This window comes from Arthrobacter arabinosi (assembly GCF_054511115.1).
The window spans coordinates 596,530-610,849 of the sequence record NZ_JBTNDF010000003.1; the positions used below are offsets into that span (position 1 = coordinate 596,530).

Consider the following 14,320-nt stretch of genomic DNA (forward strand, 5'->3'; position numbering starts at 1 on the left):
GGTGGGGTGACCGATCCGTTCGACGCCCTGATCCCGCGCCCGCCGCAGCAGCTCGCGCCCGGGGCCGTGCACATCCCCGACTGGCTGGACCCCGGGCAGCAGCGCCGCCTGGTGGACGTCTGCCGCACCTGGGCCAGCGGGCCCGTCCCCATGCGTGCAGTGACCATGCCGAACGGCGGCGTGATGTCCGTGAAGAGCATGAGCCTCGGCTGGCACTGGCTGCCGTACCGTTACAGCCGCACCGCGGACGACGTCGGGGGCGCCGCCGTCGCGCCCTTCCCGCAGGTACTGCGCACCCTGGGGCGCGACGCCGTCACAGCGGCGTACGGGGAGGAGGCGGGGGCCGCCTACGAGCCCGACGCCGCGCTCGTGAACTACTACGACGACGCGGCCCGGATGGGCATGCACCAGGACCGCGAGGAGCGGATCGATGCGCCGGTCGTCTCGCTCAGCCTCGGTGCGGCGTGCGTGTTCCGGTTCGGCAACACGGAGAACCGGAACCGGCCCTGGCAGGACGTCCAGCTCGCCTCCGGTGATCTCTTCGTCTTCGGGGGCCCCTCACGCTTCGCCTACCACGGAGTCCTGCGCACCCTGCCCGGGACGACGCCGGAAGGGCTCGGCCTCGAGGGGCGGCTGAACATCACGCTGCGGCAGACGGGCCTGGTCTAGCGCTTCCCGTCGGCGAGGATGATCCCCCGGGCGTAGGCGGCCTGACCGGCGTGCTGCACGGCGTCGTCGATCACGCTCACGAGCCGGACCAGCAGGGTGACCGGCGGATCCCACCGCTCGTCGACCACGCGGTGCAGGTCCTGTTCGTCGAGGTCCGCGACGAGGCCGAGGGAGAGCCCGTGGACCGCGTCGAAGTAGTCCAGCAGCTGCTGCGTCGAGGCCACGCGCACGGCGTCGACCTGCTCCTGCGCATGCCCGTACCCGGTGTCGCCGCGGTCCAGCGCGAGGTCCCAGCGATCGGCGAAGCCCTGGGCCAGCCAGACCTGGTCGTGGCCGAACGCCTCGGCGAAGTGGCTGTCCTCCACGCGGGTCAGGTGCCAGACCAGCCAGGCGATCGGGTTCGCGGATCCTCCCGGCCGGACGGACAGCTGATCGGCGTCGAGACCGCGGACGGCGCCCCGGACGAGGTCCGGCAGCCGACCGAAGGCTTCGGAGAGGACCTCGACGGACGTCACCGGCCGTCCTGCCCGGGCGCCGTGACGCGAGCCGCCCTCGGCAGGCGGAGGCGACGTCGCCTGCCGGAGGGGACGAACGGGAGGACCAGGGCGTCGCCCCGGATCGGCACGGGCCCGCCCTCAGGCGACCGCTCCGCGTGGGCTTCGCGCCGCTCGAGCTCCTCCACGAGCTCGTGATAACGCTCCCGGGTCTCGCGGGACGGACGGTCGCGCTCGAGGAGCTGGTAGGTGCGGTTGCAGAGGATGCGCAGCCGGCGGGTGGACACCTCGCGGAGGTCGTCCGGGACGCGGAGCTCCGCGCCGAGGAGGAGACCGGGCAGGTGGGCACGCCGGGTCTCCCGGACGGCGCTCATCCCGGTCGGCCGAGCGATGGGATGGTCGGTGATGCGCGAACGAGGATCCATGGCCTGCTCCCGATCGGGGTTCCATGGCCCGCTGCTCGACCAGTTCCTGCAGTCTAGGTGTCGGGCACCGTGAGGGAAAGCCTTCCGGACCGGAAGGAATCGGTTGCATCCCGGTGGACGCCCGCCTCCCGGTAGAAACCCTCGATGTGGTGGCGGATGAGGTCCGCCGCCGCCTCGCCCCGACCGGCCAGCACCGCCTCGAGGATGGCGCGGTGCTCCCCCCTGAGGCGGTCCGAGGTGGTGCTCCAGTCCGGGAGCCCGGCGGTGAGCCGCTGCGTGTACGCGGCGATGGACCCGCGGAGCGATCCCATCATCGCGCCGATCAGCACATTGCCCGCGGCTTCCGCGAGCGCCACGTGGAAGAGGGCATCACGCTCCAGGAAGTCGCCGGGGCCGTCGTCGTGCCGGTCCATCCCGTCGAGGAGGTCGGCCGCCCGGGCCAGGGCGGGCGAGTCCGGGGAGGCGTGGGTGACGGCCCATGTCTCCAGCAGCAGCCGGGTCTCGACGACGTCCCTGACGGGCAGGTGCGTGCTCGCGACGTGCAACCGCAGCGCGGAATCCAGGGCCAGCGCGGGATTGCCGGTGATGACCGTCCCGGACCGCGGTCCCGAGCCCACACCTGCGCGGACGACGCCGAGCGCCTCCAGGACGCGGGTGCCCTCGCGCACGGAGGCGCGGGAGATCCCGAGCTGGTCCGCCATCGCGCGCTCCCCCGGCAGTCGCGATCCGATGGCCAGCCGGCCCGCCGCGAGTTCCTCCTCGAGCCATGCCGAGACCACCTGGTGATTGCGCATGCCGCAAGCATAGCTTGTGTGGTCCGACCACAGACCGTAGGATCTGTGGTCAGACCTCGCGAACGGCCCATGGCTCAGCGTGGACCGGGGCCCGACGACGAGCAAAGGCAGACCATGCAGACACCACCGGATGCACCCGTCCCCCCCGCCCTGCGGCGCCGGGTCCCCCGGGTCGCCCACCTCGCCCCGCTCCTGCAGTTCACGAAGCCGGAGTTCAGCGCCGCCGGGCGGCTCCGGCGGGCCAACACCGTCTGGGACCTCCGGGACCTCGCCAAACGGCGTACGCCCACAGCACCCTTCGACTACACGGACGGCGCCGCGGAGGCCGAGATCTCCCTGGGGCGCGCGCGGCAGGCGTTCCTCGATCTCGAGTTCCGGCCGGGCATCCTGCGGGACGTGGCAACCGTCAGCACGGTCACCCCCGTCCTCGGAAAGGAATCCGCGCTCCCGTTCGGCATCGCCCCGACCGGCTTCACCCGCATGATGCAGTCCGAGGGCGAGTACGCCGGGTCCCAGGCTGCCGCGGCGGCGGGCATCCCCTACACGCTCTCGACCATGGGCACCGCGTCCATCGAGGACGTGGCGCAGGCGGCTCCCGGCGGTCGCAACTGGTTCCAGCTGTACCTGTGGACGGACCGGGACCGCTCCCGGGAACTCATCGACCGCGCCGCCGCCGCAGGCAATGACACCCTCATGGTCACAGTGGACACCGCCGTCGCGGGGGCCCGCCTCCGGGACGTGCGGAACGGGATGACCATCCCGCCCGCGCTCACCCTGAAGACCGTCGCCGACGCCTCGTACCGGCCGGCCTGGTGGTTCAACTTCCTCACCCACGAGCCGTTGTCCTTCGCCTCCCTCTCGCGCTACTCCGGCACCGTGGCGGACCTCATCAACTCGATGTTCGACCCCACCCTGACGTTCGAGGACCTCGACTGGCTGCGCAGCGTGTGGAAGGGAAACCTCGTGGTGAAGGGCATCCAGACGCTCGACGACGCCAAGAAGGCCGTGGACCACGGCGCCGACGGCATCATCCTGTCCAACCACGGCGGGCGGCAACTGGACCGTGCGCCCGTCCCGCTGCACCTCCTGCCGCGCGTCGCCGCCGAACTGAAGGGCCGGACGACGATCATCCTCGACACGGGCATCATGAGCGGCGGCGACATCGTCGCCGCCATGGCACTCGGCGCGGACTTCACCCTGATCGGCCGGGCCTACCTGTACGGGCTCATGGCCGGCGGCCGCAGGGGCGTGGACCGCACCATCGAGATCCTCGGCACGCAGACCGCACGCACCATGCAGCTCCTGGGCGTGAACAGGATCGGCGACCTCCACCCCGACCACGTGCGGCTGCTCGGCGAAGCCCCCGCCGGTGCGGATCTGCCGAGGGACGCGATGACCTTGTAGGCGGTGCGGACGGATGTCCCAGATCTCGATTCGGTATCGGATCGAGGGACAGTCCCGAATCGGCCCTAGTCTTTGCTCCAATGGTCCTGCCCTGGGCGGACCCGAGGGACGAGTCCGGGGAGACGACCATGGAGCGCAGGCGGGTGCACCAGCCGTTGCCGTACAGGCGCGCGCGGTCCGTGCTCTACCTGGTCGGCCTCTTCTGGCTGTGGCTGTGGCTCGGCAGCACCGCCCTCCTGGCCGGCCTCCACGAATCGCCGGTCCACGCGGCCCTCGCGATGTACGCCGTCGCCGTCCTCATCCCCGTGTCCATCGCCGCCGCGCTGCTCGCGGTGGTGCGGATGCTCCTCACGCACCCGGGCCGGAACGCCGTCGTGGTGGCCCTGCCCGTTGCTGGGCAGGCACCGCGCGGGGAGGCGCACTGGTGGTACGGCGAGAAGGCCTCCTGAGGACAGCCCGCGACACGCGGAACGGCGCCCCCGGAGGGAGCGCCGTCCGTCGGCAGGAACGGAGGGCCTAGCCCTCGCAGTCGCTGCAGTACTGCCGGCCGTTCTTCTCGAGGGCGATCTGGCTGCGGTGCCGTACCAGGAAGCAGGACGCACACGTGAACTCGTCCTCCTGGGGCGGGATCACCTGGATGAGCAGTTCCTCGCCGGACAGGTCGGCGCCCGGCAGGTCGATGCCTTCCGCGGTGTCCGCGTCCTCGACGTCGACCGACGACGACTGGGCGTTGCTGCCGCGGTTCGCCTGGAGCGCCTCCAGGGAGTCCGCTTCCTTGTTCTCGTCGTTGTTGCGCGGTGCGTCGTAGTCCGTTGCCATGCCGATGCCGTTCTTCGTGGGGGATCTGGTGCCCGCTGGGGCGCGTGCAGCACCTGAGTCTAGTGGCAAGAATCGGCGCGGATGCGGCTTCCGGCGCTCCCCGTGACGCTTGTCATACCATCGGTTCCCGGCCCCCGGCGACGGGGAAAACCGTGGACGGCGGCAGGGCGCCGCTGACACGCTGGACACAGCCGAACCCATCGACGACGGGGCATGCCATCGCTTCATCCACCCGACCTCCTCCACCCGCTCCAGCGACCGGGCCACGCCGCTCCGGGCGTCGGAACGTCCTGGTCGGGGTCCTCTTCGGCTGCGGGATCATCGCCTTCGTCGACGAGGCCGTGTTCCACCAACTGCTCCACTGGCACCATTTCTACGACCGGTCGACACCTGCCGCCGGGCTGGTGTCGGACGGCTTGTTCCATGCCTTCAGCTGGTTCGCGACCGTGGCGTCGCTCTTCCTGTTCGCCGACCTGCGGCGCCGCGGCGCGCTCGACACGCGCCGGTGGCTGGGCGGCACCCTCGTGGGGACCGGCGCCTTCCAGCTGTACGACGGGCTGATGCACCACAAGGTCCTGGGCCTGCACCGGATCCGCTACGGCGTCGACCTCCTTCCCTACGACCTGCTGTGGAACGGCGCGGCCGTCGCGTTCGTCATGGCGGGCCTCCTCGTGCTCCTGTCGGCCCGGCGCAGGAGCAGGAACGACACCGCGGATCGTGGCTGACGGCCCGCACCACCCGGGCGGTCCGGCGTCGGGCCTCGGCGATCCGACTGCCTTCCTCCAGGACGCCGCCGCCGTCATCGCCTGGCTCTGCCTCGCCGGGCTGTACCTCGCCGGCGGGCGGATCGCCGCGCTGCGCGGGCGGCCCGCCCTCCCACTCCGGCGGCCGGTCGCCTGGCTGTCCGGGACCGCCCTCGGGCTCGCGGTGACGGCCGGCCCCCTCGCCCGCGCCGCCGCGGGGAGCTTCACGGGGCACATGGCCGTGCACCTGGTCCTGGGCATGCTCGTGCCGCTGCTGCTCGTCCTCGGTGCTCCCGCCACGGTCCTCCTGCGCGCCGCGCCGACCCGGGTGGCGCGCCGGTACAGCAGGACCCTCCGAAGCCCGGCCCTGCAGCTGCTGACCCACCCCGTCCCCGCGATGCTCCTGGCCACGGTACCCATGGCCCTCCTGTACTGGGACGGCGCCGGGCTCGCCCTGGTGCATCACCGCATCCTCGGGCCGCTCCTGCACGTCCACTTCGTGGCAGCGGGCACCCTCTTCGCCTATGCCGTCGTCGGTATCGATCCGCATCCCCACCGGGCTCCCGTGTGGGTCAGGGCGGGTGTGGTCGTTGCCTCCATCGCCGTGCACGGGATGGTCGCGAAGCACCTGTACGCCGTCGCGGGTCGCGGCATGCCACCCGACACGGAGCAGGCTGCCCGACTCATGTACTACGGCGGCGATGTGGCGCACGCGCTGCTGCTCGTGCTGTTCTGCGCGCAGGCCTATCGCGAGGCCGGACGGCGCCTCCGCCGGGCCGGGACGCCGGAGCCGGGCCCTCACCGCCGGGCCGACACGCGAAATGGACACCGGTCCGTCCGTCCGCATATAACTAGGTTGTCGAACTAGTTGACAGAATCGTTCGTTGTTCCGAGTCGAAAGGTCAGGCCATGACGCAGACCACCGGGACCACGCTCAGCGGGGAAGAGGCCGCCGTCGGCGCCCCACTGCACTGCGGGGACCCCATGACCCTCCGTGAAACCTCCTACCACGGCTCCCCCTACGGCATGGTCGCGCCCTCCGCAGAGGGATCCGACGTCGAGCTCGTCTGGGCCTGCTCCTGCGGCTTCCAGCTCTCACCGGCGGAACCCTCCCAGCTCGCCAATCCCCTTCCTCCCGCCCTGCACCGGGTTGCTGCCGCCGCTGCCGACCTCGAATCCATGGAATGGCACCTCGACGAGCTCGCCGGTGAGCTTGAGGCCGCCGTCGTCCGGGCCGCGGACGCGGGCGGGGATCTCGACGCCATCGCGGAGGCCGCCCACCTCGATCCCGGCGACGTCCGGCAGCTCGCCGTGGGCGGCCGCCCGCTGGCCGACGTAGGCTAGTCAGCGCACCGGCTGCGGCCGGCCGCCGCCCGACCAGGGCAGGCGCAGGCGGACGGGAAGGCCGGCTCCATGAACGAACCCGAGTGGGTCCAGCACGCGATCTGGTGGCAGGTCTACCCCCTCGGCTTCGTCGGAGCGGAGAAAGCCGCCACCGCGCATCCCGCGGCAGCGCACCGGCTGCTCGATCTGATCCCGTGGCTCGACTACGTCGTTGAACTGGGCGCGTCAGGGCTTGCCCTGGGCCCGGTCTTCGCGTCCGAGACGCACGGCTACGACACCACCGACTACTTCGCGATCGACCCCCGGCTGGGGACCCTCGAGGACTTCGAGACCCTGGTCGCGGAGGCGCGCAGGCGCGGTCTGCGCATCCTCCTCGACGGCGTCTTCAACCACACCGGCCGCTCCTTCGCGCCGTTCCAGCAGGTCCTCGCGGAGGGCCCGGGCGCCCCGACGTCCGCCTGGTTCTCCCTCGACTGGCCCGACGGCGCCGGGCCCGGCTCCGAACCCCGGTACCGCGACTTCGAGGGCCACCACCACCTGGTGGCGCTGAACCACCGGGAGCCCGCCGTCGCGGACTTCGTCGTCGAGGTCATGGAGTACTGGCTGGGGCGCGGGGCGGGCGGCTGGCGGCTGGACGCCGCCTACGCCGTGCCGTCGTCGTTCTGGGCCGGCGTGACGCGGCGCGTCAGGGCCTCGCACCCCCAGGCGTACTTCGTCGGCGAATACATCCACGGTGACTACGCGGCCGCCGTCGAGGCCGGCGGGATCGACTCCACCACGCAGTACGAGCTGTGGAAGGCCGTCTGGAGTTCCCTGAACGACGCGAACTTCTACGAGCTCGCCGCCGCCCTCGAGCGCCACGACGCGCTCCTCGCCTCCTTCGCGCCGCTGACCTTCGTCGGGAACCACGACGTCACGCGCATCGCGAGCAGGCTCGAGGACCCGGCCCTCGTGCAGCACGCCGTCGTCATCCTCTTCACGGTGGGCGGGACGCCCTCGGTGTACTACGGGGACGAACAGGGCTACCGGGGTGTTAAGGCGGACCGCGAGGGGGGCGACGACGACGTCCGCCCGCTCTTCCCGCCCACCCCGGCGGACCTCTCCCCGATCGGCGGCCCCGTGTTCGCCCTGCACCAGGAACTCATCGGGCTGCGCCGCCGGCACGCGTGGCTGCACCGGGCGAGAACCCGGGTGCTCCACCTGTCCAACGAGGTGCTCGCCTACCGTGTCGCGGACGGCTCCGACGCGCTCGTGGTCGTGCTGAACCTCTCCCCGGAGGCGCAGCGGGTCGGCGCCGCCGGGGCGTCGTCCGTCCTGGCCGGGCAGGCAGCGCTCGACGACGGCGCCGACGCCGCGCTCGTGCCGCCGCGCGGCTGGGCCGTCCTCGGCTGAGCACCCCAGGGGTCCCGGATTCGCGGCCCCCATGGATAATGGAGCCACACGCCACGTTGCAGGGAGATCAGATGAGCTGGGACGCGCAGCCCGGGGATACCGGTACGGCCGACTTCGCGCCGTGGCCGCGTCCCGTCCCGTCCCACGTGCTGACCGCGGTCAAGAAGGTCCTCCTCGTGGCCGCGGTCCTCGTGGGCGTCCACCAGCTCTTCCCCGCCACGACCCTGGGCTCCTCCCTGAGCAGCACGTTCACCCTGCTCGTGGTGATGTCCTGGCTCGGGCCGCTCACCCGGATGGTCGCGGCGAAGCCCTGGACGCGGAGGGCGCCGGAGGCCGACTGACCCCGGCTCGTGCTTCCGCGGACCTTCGTCCCGACGAGAAGAAGCGAGGCCCCTGACATCAGGGACCTCGCTTCTTCTGTGCGGCGCTGTGGAGCTTAGGGGAATCGAACCCCTGACCTTTTCATTGCGAACGAAACGCTCTACCAACTGAGCTAAAGCCCCGGATACCACTGCCGAACACCAACACTGTACCCAAGAGTTCCCGCTACGCCCAAAGCACGCGCCCTTCCCGGCCGCGGCGCGGACCGTCGGTGGGCGGGCGTAGTCTTCTCCCCATGTCCAGCACCCCCGCCCCGGCGACCGCCGAACGCTCGCAGCACGACGAGATCAGGGCGTGGCCGGCCCTCTGGTCGCTCGTCATCGGCTTCTTCATGATCCTCGTGGATTCGACGATCGTCTCGGTGGCCACCCCGGCCATCATGGAGGGCCTCGACGCCGGCATCGACAGCGTCATCTGGGTGACCAGCGCCTACCTGCTCGCCTACGCGGTGCCGCTGCTCGTGACGGGCAGGCTGGGTGACCGCTTCGGCCCGAAGCGCATCTACCTCGTGGGACTGGTGGTCTTCACGCTCTCGAGCGCCTGGTGCGGACTCTCCGGCACGGTCGAGGCACTCATCGTCGCCCGCGTGCTGCAGGGCCTGGGCGCCGCGCTCATGACCCCGCAGACCATGTCCGTCATCACCCGCATCTTCCCGCCCGAGCGTCGCGGTGCCGCGATGGGCCTCTGGGGTTCGGTCGCCGGCGTCGCCACGCTCGTGGGCCCCGTGCTCGGCGGCATCCTCGTGGACTCCGCCGGGTGGGAGTGGATCTTCTTCATCAACGTCCCGGTCGGCGTCGTCGGCTTCCTCCTCGCCAGCCGCCTCGTCCCCACCCTGCCGACCACCTCGCACCGCTTCGACATGCTCGGCGTGTTCCTCAGCGCTGCCGGCCTGTTCTGCCTCGTCTTCGGCATCCAGGAGGGCGAGACCTACGACTGGGGGACCATCGCCGGCCCGCTCTCGGTCTGGTCGCTGATCATCACGGGGATCGTCCTGCTCGTCGCCTTCGTGGTCTGGCAGAAGGTCAACCGCGGCGAGCCCCTCGTGCCGCTGCGGCTCTTCCGCGACCGCAACTTCTCCCTCGCCAACACCTCGATCACCGCCATGGGCTTCTCCATCACCACCATGACGCTGCCCCTCATGCTGTACGCACAGACGGTCCGGGGTCTCTCGCCCACGCAGGCCGCGCTGCTCCTGACGCCGATGGCCGTCATCTCCGGCGCCCTCGCCCCCTTCGTCGGGAAGTTCGTCCAGCGGAGCAACCCCAAGTACATCGCCATCGCGGGCTTCGCCGGCATGTCGGCGTCCCTGTTCTGGATGGGCTCCATCCTGACCCCGGACGTCCCGATCTGGCAGCTCCTGCTGCCGATCTCCCTGCTGGGCCTCTCCAGCGCGGGGATCTGGGCGCCGGTGTCCCTCACTGCCACACGGAACCTCGCGCCGTCCCTCGCGGGCGCCGGGTCCGGCGTGTACAACACCACGCGCCAGATGGGCGCCGTCCTCGGCAGCGCCGCGATCGCCGCGATGATGCAGTCACGCCTCGTGGCCAACCTGGATGGCGGCGGTATGGGCGCGACCCCGGGAGGGGCGCTGCCCGACGAGGCCAAGGCGGGGTACGCCCTCTCGATGGGCCAGTCCCTCTACCTGCCGGCCGTCGTCGTCGTCATCGGCTTCCTCGCCGCGCTCTTCTTCGCCAGGCCGCAGAAGAACAACCACTGGGCCCGTGACGCGGGGACCGCCGGCGCCGGACAGGACGCCCGGGGGCCGGCGCACCCGACCGCGGACTCCCGGGAAGCGACGGCCGCCGGATCCTGACCCGTTGCCTCGGAGAACGACCGGTAGTCTTCTGCCATGGCTGATGAGACGAAGACCACACCGAGTACGGCTCCGAGGGAATCCGGGGTCCCGCCCAAGGAGATGACCGACGACTTCGTCGTCCGGGAGCACACCTCCGTCTCGGGCCTGAAGTACACGACGACGACCGGGCGCCTCGTCCTGCGGCGCGAGGAGACGAAGGACGGCAAGACCGACGGCTTCCGGCCGAAGGCCGAGATCTTCATCGTCGCGTACACCAGGCAGGACGCCGAGCCGGGCCGGCCGGTGACGTTCGCCTTCAACGGCGGCCCCGGTTCCGCCTCCGTCTGGCTCCACCTGGGCCTGCTGGGTCCGCGCCTGGTGGATTCGGGGGACGTCGGTTCCATGACGCCCGCCCCGTTCGGGCTGGTCGACAACCCGGACAGCCTCCTCGAGTCGAGCGACCTCGTCATGATCGACCCCGTGAACACCGGTTTCTCCCGCGTGGTCGACGGGGAGACCGCCGACGAGTTCCACGCCTTCATCCAGGACAGGGACCTCGTGGCCGAGGTCATCCGCCTCTGGACGACGCGCAACAACCGCTGGCTCTCCCCCAAATACCTGATCGGCGAGTCCTACGGCACGCTGCGCGCCGTGGCGGTGGCCGGCCGCCTGTTCGACGCCCACGGCATGGCGGTCAACGGACTCGGCCTGATCTCGACCGTGCTCAACATGTCCACCCTGCGTTTCTTCCCGGGCAGCGACCTGCCCTACGCGCTCCACCTGCCCACCTATGCCGCCATCGCGCACTACCACGGGCGCCACGGCGACCGGGAGCTCGCGGACGTGCTCCGCGAAGCCGAGGAGTTCGCAGCCCGCGACTTCGGCTACGCCCTGACCCAGGGCAGCCGGTTGAGTCCGACGGAGTACGACGACGTCGTCGCGCGGCTGCAGGCCATCACGACCCTCGACGAGGGCTTCATCCGCCGCACCGACCTCCGCTGGGCCTACCACGAGTTCGCGGCCGAACTCCTGCGTGCACAGGGCCTCGCGGTCGGCCGCATCGACGGCCGGTTCGCTGCGCGCCCCGAGAACCAGCAGGCCTCCGACTCCTTCGACGACCCGAGCATGCGGGCGATCACGGGACCGTACTCGGCGGCGATGAACCACTACGTCCGGGCGGAACTCGGCTACGAGAACGATCTCCCCTACGAGATCCTCACCGCCCGCGTCCAGCCCTGGAGCTACCGCACGTTCGAGGGTGCTCCCGTCGACGTCTCCGGGGTGCTCGAGCGGCTCCTCGTGCACAATCCCGCGCTGCGCGTGCATGTCGACTACGGCTACCACGACGGCGCCACGCCCCACTTCGCGGCCGAGTACGTCTGGGCGCACATGAACCTCGACGACGACGCCCGGGCCCGCTTCACGCACCATTACCACGAGGCCGGCCACATGATGTACCTGAACCCGGTAGCACGTGATGCGCAGCTCCGCGCGCTGGCCGCGTTCGTCACGGAGAACAGGACCGCGCGGTAGATCATCAGTAGGATGATGAAATCGACCGGCCGTGACCTTCGCGGCCGGACCTGACCGTAAGGACCCACCATGCTGCTGAAGAGAATCCTCTGGGCCCTCGTGCCCGTCATCGCATCACGCCTGATGAACCGACGCACGGGCCAGACGTCCCGCGCCAGCAAGACGCGCTACAACGGCAGGTAGCGGCACCCGCACACGGTGGAACAGGACGTAGCGGGTAACGCGGTCCGGGATGAGGCGGGCTTCGTTGATCTCCGCTCCTATGCAGCGATCGGCGACGGCCGGACCGTCGCACTCGTGGCCCTGGACGGCTCCATCGACTGGTACCCGACCCCGGACCTCGACTCGACGCCCGCCTTCGCCCGGCTCCTCGACGCCGACGAGGGCTTCGTGTCCCTCGCGCCCACGGAGGACTTCACGGTGGAGCGCCGCTACGCGGACGGCTCCAACGTGCTCGAGACCACGTACACCACGGCCGGCGGCTCCGTCCGGGTCACCGACTCGCTCAACACGGGGGTCGCAGGCCGGCTGCCATGGGGCGAGCTCGCCCGACGCATCGACGGCCTGTCGGGCGCCGTGACGATGGCGTGGTCCGTGGCGCCCGGCACCTGCTTCGGCGCAGCGTCCCCGTGGGTGGATACCGGAGCCGGGCATCCCATCCTGCGCATCGACGGCGTCGCGCTCGGCGTCCTCGGCATCGATCACGGCCTCCTGCCTGCCGAGGGCCGGTCCGTCGCCGGCGCGTTCACGACGTCGCCGGGATCGCGGCACCTGGTCGCCGTCGTCTCCACGCATGACGAACCGCTCCCGCTCCCCGACCCGCGGACCATCGACGACGGCGTGGACCGCACCATCGCGAACTGGCAGTCGTGGTCGGACGACTTCGCCTACGACGGCGACTACCGGCACGCCGTACTGCGCAGCGCCCTCGCCCTGAAGCTGCTCCTGCACAGCCCCTCCGGGTCGATCGCCGCCGCTGCGACGACCTCCCTTCCCGAGAGCGCCGCGGGTGGCAAGAACTGGGACTACCGCTATGCGTGGGTGCGCGACACCGCCTACACGCTGCACTCCCTCACGCGGGCGGGGCTCCGCGAGGAGGTCCACGCCGCCGTGTCCTGGATGCTGAAGAACCTGCGGTCGCAGGGCTCCGACCTGGAGGTCTTCACCCGGTTGAACGGCGACCTCCCCGAGGGGACGCAGCGGCCGGACCTGACCGGCTGGCGGCACATCGGCCCCGTCGTCGACGGGAACCCCGCTGCCGGCCAGCTCCAGCTCGGCGTGTTCGGGGACGTGTTCGACATCGTCTGGCAATACGTCCGCGCGGGCCACGCGCTCGATCCCGCGACCATGCGCCAGCTCGCCGACCTCGCGGACCTGACCTGCGACATCTGGCAGCGGCGCGACGCCGGCATATGGGAGCTGCCGGAGGAACGGCACTACGTGACGTCGAAGCTCGGGTGCTGGAACGCCCTGCGGTGCGCCGTCCTCCTCGCCGAGCGCGGGCAGCTCCAGGGGCCGGTGGAGCGGTGGGCGGCGGAGCGCGACCGCATCCGCGACTGGGTGCACGAGCACGGCTGGTCCGAGGAGCGCCAGAGCTACATCTGGTACCCCGGATCCACGGAGCTCGATGCCTCGATCCTCCTGCACGCGATCAGTGAGTTCGACACGGGGCCGCGCATGTCCTCGACGCTCGACGCCCTCCGCGCGGAACTCGGCGCCGGACCCCTGCTCTACCGCTACAGCGGGATGCAGGAGGAGGAAGCCACGTTCGTGGCGTGCGCCTACTGGATGGTCTCCGCGCTCGTCGTCGTCGGCCGCCGTGACGAGGCCGTGGACCTGATGGAGGAGCTCGTGCCTCTGGCGAACGACGTCGGCATCATGGCCGAGATGATCGAGCCGTCCGATCTCGCGTTCATGGGGAACCTGCCGCAGGGTCTGAGCCACCTCGCCCTGATCGTCGCGGCGCTGACCCTCTCCGGGAAGTCCTGACGCCTACCGGGTGGAGAAGTAGACCCAGACCCCGATGACCCACGTGGTCCCGGCGAGGCAGGCGAGCGCCAATTCGGCGAGGATCCCGAGGCCGGTCGCCTTCAGGGCGTGGAGGCTGGACGCCACCGCCTCGCGCGCGTCCCGCTGCCGGGCGAACTCGCTGAGGAATAGCCCGAGGGCGAATCCGACGAACAGGCCGACGACGGGGATGACGAACATGCCCGCGATCCCCGTGAGGACGCCGACGGTCACGGACCTCCCCGGGATCTGGCGCCGGCGGAGCGTCCTGCCGGTGAGGACCAGTCCGGCGGCGAGCCCGGCACCCGCCAGGACCGTCCCGAGCGCGAACACCGTCCACCCCTCGGCGCTGCCGACCATGAGCGCCCACAGGAGCAGGGACACGATGATCAGGACGCTGCCCGGCAGCACCGGGATCACGACGCCCGCGATCCCGACGGCGATCAGCGCCCCGCACACCACGGTCATGAACACCTGGAGATCCATGGCTCCAGTCTTCCATCCCCCGGCGCGGCACCGC

At 71.1% G+C, this 14,320-nt stretch carries 16 protein-coding genes and 1 tRNA gene; 11 read left to right on the forward strand and 6 right to left on the reverse strand.

Features of this window, described 5'->3' with window-relative positions; genetic code table 11:
- Window positions 1-6: 6 nt before the first annotated feature.
- Window positions 7-669 carry an alpha-ketoglutarate-dependent dioxygenase AlkB family protein gene (locus tag ACX80P_RS10775; RefSeq protein WP_459278065.1) on the forward strand — a complete coding sequence of 221 codons (663 nt, stop codon included), beginning with the start codon at window positions 7-9 and terminating at the stop codon, window positions 667-669.
- Here the strand turns inward: ACX80P_RS10775 and ACX80P_RS10780 are convergent.
- Genes ACX80P_RS10780 through ACX80P_RS10790 form a run of 3 tightly spaced genes read right to left on the reverse strand, consistent with a single transcriptional unit; the run spans window position 666 to window position 2,382 of the window.
- Window positions 666-1,184 (reverse strand): mycothiol transferase, encoded by a 519-nt coding sequence (locus ACX80P_RS10780; protein ID WP_459278066.1) that lies wholly within the window; start codon window positions 1,182-1,184, stop codon window positions 666-668. The genes ACX80P_RS10775 and ACX80P_RS10780 overlap by 4 nt on opposite strands.
- The gene (locus tag ACX80P_RS10785; protein ID WP_459278067.1) at window positions 1,181-1,588 is read right to left on the reverse strand and encodes a hypothetical protein; all 408 of its coding nucleotides are present in this window, start codon (window positions 1,586-1,588) and stop codon (window positions 1,181-1,183) included. Before ACX80P_RS10785 ends, ACX80P_RS10780 begins: the two co-directional genes overlap by 4 nt.
- Window positions 1,589-1,641: 53 nt before the next feature.
- Window positions 1,642-2,382, reverse strand: a complete 741-nt coding sequence (locus tag ACX80P_RS10790; protein WP_459278068.1) for a FadR/GntR family transcriptional regulator — start codon at window positions 2,380-2,382, stop codon at window positions 1,642-1,644.
- Between the two features lie 114 nt (window positions 2,383-2,496).
- On the opposite strand from ACX80P_RS10790, the gene ACX80P_RS10795 reads away from it, so the two are divergent.
- Both ACX80P_RS10795 and ACX80P_RS10800 read left to right on the forward strand, forming a co-directional pair.
- A complete protein-coding gene (locus ACX80P_RS10795) occupies window positions 2,497-3,786 on the forward strand; it encodes an alpha-hydroxy acid oxidase (RefSeq protein ID WP_459278069.1) in 1,290 nt (429 codons plus the stop codon).
- Between the two features lie 80 nt (window positions 3,787-3,866).
- Window positions 3,867-4,235: a hypothetical protein gene (locus tag ACX80P_RS10800; RefSeq protein ID WP_459278070.1), complete on the forward strand. Its 369-nt coding sequence runs from the start codon at window positions 3,867-3,869 to the stop codon at window positions 4,233-4,235.
- 67 nt (window positions 4,236-4,302) lie between these two features.
- On the opposite strand, the gene ACX80P_RS10805 is transcribed toward ACX80P_RS10800, so the two are convergent.
- Window positions 4,303-4,605, reverse strand: coding sequence for a DUF4193 domain-containing protein (locus ACX80P_RS10805; protein WP_459278071.1), 303 nt, complete (start codon window positions 4,603-4,605; stop codon window positions 4,303-4,305).
- Window positions 4,606-4,757: 152 nt separating this feature from the next.
- Between ACX80P_RS10805 and ACX80P_RS10810 the strand changes: the two genes are divergently transcribed.
- The 5 genes from ACX80P_RS10810 to ACX80P_RS10830 all read left to right on the forward strand — a co-directional run bounded on the left by ACX80P_RS10810 (window position 4,758) and on the right by ACX80P_RS10830 (window position 8,425).
- Window positions 4,758-5,330 carry a DUF2243 domain-containing protein gene (locus ACX80P_RS10810; protein WP_459278072.1) on the forward strand — a complete coding sequence of 191 codons (573 nt, stop codon included), beginning with the start codon at window positions 4,758-4,760 and terminating at the stop codon, window positions 5,328-5,330.
- Window positions 5,323-6,216 (forward strand): cytochrome c oxidase assembly protein, encoded by an 894-nt coding sequence (locus ACX80P_RS10815; RefSeq protein ID WP_459278073.1) that lies wholly within the window; start codon window positions 5,323-5,325, stop codon window positions 6,214-6,216. Before ACX80P_RS10810 ends, ACX80P_RS10815 begins: the two co-directional genes overlap by 8 nt.
- Before the next feature lie 41 nt (window positions 6,217-6,257).
- Window positions 6,258-6,692, forward strand: a complete 435-nt coding sequence (locus tag ACX80P_RS10820) for a hypothetical protein (protein WP_459278074.1) — start codon at window positions 6,258-6,260, stop codon at window positions 6,690-6,692.
- 69 nt (window positions 6,693-6,761) lie between these two features.
- A complete protein-coding gene (locus ACX80P_RS10825) occupies window positions 6,762-8,084 on the forward strand; it encodes an alpha-amylase family glycosyl hydrolase (protein WP_459278075.1) in 1,323 nt (440 codons plus the stop codon).
- 71 nt (window positions 8,085-8,155) lie between these two features.
- On the forward strand, window positions 8,156-8,425 hold the full coding sequence (locus ACX80P_RS10830) for a hypothetical protein (protein ID WP_459278076.1): 270 nt from the start codon (window positions 8,156-8,158) through the stop codon (window positions 8,423-8,425).
- Between the two features lie 89 nt (window positions 8,426-8,514).
- Here the strand turns inward: ACX80P_RS10830 and ACX80P_RS10835 are convergent.
- A tRNA-Ala gene (locus ACX80P_RS10835) sits at window positions 8,515-8,587 on the reverse strand.
- Window positions 8,588-8,700: 113 nt separating this feature from the next.
- On the opposite strand from ACX80P_RS10835, the gene ACX80P_RS10840 reads away from it, so the two are divergent.
- The 3 genes from ACX80P_RS10840 to ACX80P_RS10850 all read left to right on the forward strand — a co-directional run bounded on the left by ACX80P_RS10840 (window position 8,701) and on the right by ACX80P_RS10850 (window position 13,782).
- Window positions 8,701-10,278 carry a DHA2 family efflux MFS transporter permease subunit gene (locus ACX80P_RS10840; RefSeq protein ID WP_459278077.1) on the forward strand — a complete coding sequence of 526 codons (1,578 nt, stop codon included), beginning with the start codon at window positions 8,701-8,703 and terminating at the stop codon, window positions 10,276-10,278.
- Between the two features lie 36 nt (window positions 10,279-10,314).
- Window positions 10,315-11,793 carry a S10 family peptidase gene (locus tag ACX80P_RS10845; RefSeq protein WP_459278078.1) on the forward strand — a complete coding sequence of 493 codons (1,479 nt, stop codon included), beginning with the start codon at window positions 10,315-10,317 and terminating at the stop codon, window positions 11,791-11,793.
- A 198-nt stretch (window positions 11,794-11,991) separates the two neighbouring features.
- Window positions 11,992-13,782 carry a glycoside hydrolase family 15 protein gene (locus tag ACX80P_RS10850; RefSeq protein ID WP_459278079.1) on the forward strand — a complete coding sequence of 597 codons (1,791 nt, stop codon included), beginning with the start codon at window positions 11,992-11,994 and terminating at the stop codon, window positions 13,780-13,782.
- 3 nt (window positions 13,783-13,785) lie between these two features.
- On the opposite strand, the gene ACX80P_RS10855 is transcribed toward ACX80P_RS10850, so the two are convergent.
- Window positions 13,786-14,286: a DUF456 domain-containing protein gene (locus ACX80P_RS10855; RefSeq protein WP_459278080.1), complete on the reverse strand. Its 501-nt coding sequence runs from the start codon at window positions 14,284-14,286 to the stop codon at window positions 13,786-13,788.
- Window positions 14,287-14,320: the final 34 nt, after the last annotated feature.

Bases quoted from the DNA above. Each gene is read 5' to 3' on its own strand.
- ACX80P_RS10785 (WP_459278067.1), bottom strand. From the start codon at position 1,588: ATGGATCCTCGTTCGCGCATCACCGACCATCCCATCGCTCGGCCGACC.
- ACX80P_RS10790 (WP_459278068.1), bottom strand. From the start codon at position 2,382: ATGCGCAATCACCAGGTGGTCTCGGCATGGCTCGAGGAGGAACTCGCG.
- ACX80P_RS10795 (WP_459278069.1), top strand. From the start codon at position 2,497: ATGCAGACACCACCGGATGCACCCGTCCCCCCCGCCCTGCGGCGCCGG.
- ACX80P_RS10800 (WP_459278070.1), top strand. From the start codon at position 3,867: ATGGTCCTGCCCTGGGCGGACCCGAGGGACGAGTCCGGGGAGACGACC.
- ACX80P_RS10805 (WP_459278071.1), bottom strand. From the start codon at position 4,605: ATGGCAACGGACTACGACGCACCGCGCAACAACGACGAGAACAAGGAA.
- ACX80P_RS10820 (WP_459278074.1), top strand. From the start codon at position 6,258: ATGACGCAGACCACCGGGACCACGCTCAGCGGGGAAGAGGCCGCCGTC.
- ACX80P_RS10825 (WP_459278075.1), top strand. From the start codon at position 6,762: ATGAACGAACCCGAGTGGGTCCAGCACGCGATCTGGTGGCAGGTCTAC.
- ACX80P_RS10830 (WP_459278076.1), top strand. From the start codon at position 8,156: ATGAGCTGGGACGCGCAGCCCGGGGATACCGGTACGGCCGACTTCGCG.
- ACX80P_RS10840 (WP_459278077.1), top strand. From the start codon at position 8,701: ATGTCCAGCACCCCCGCCCCGGCGACCGCCGAACGCTCGCAGCACGAC.
- ACX80P_RS10845 (WP_459278078.1), top strand. From the start codon at position 10,315: ATGGCTGATGAGACGAAGACCACACCGAGTACGGCTCCGAGGGAATCC.
- ACX80P_RS10855 (WP_459278080.1), bottom strand. From the start codon at position 14,286: ATGGATCTCCAGGTGTTCATGACCGTGGTGTGCGGGGCGCTGATCGCC.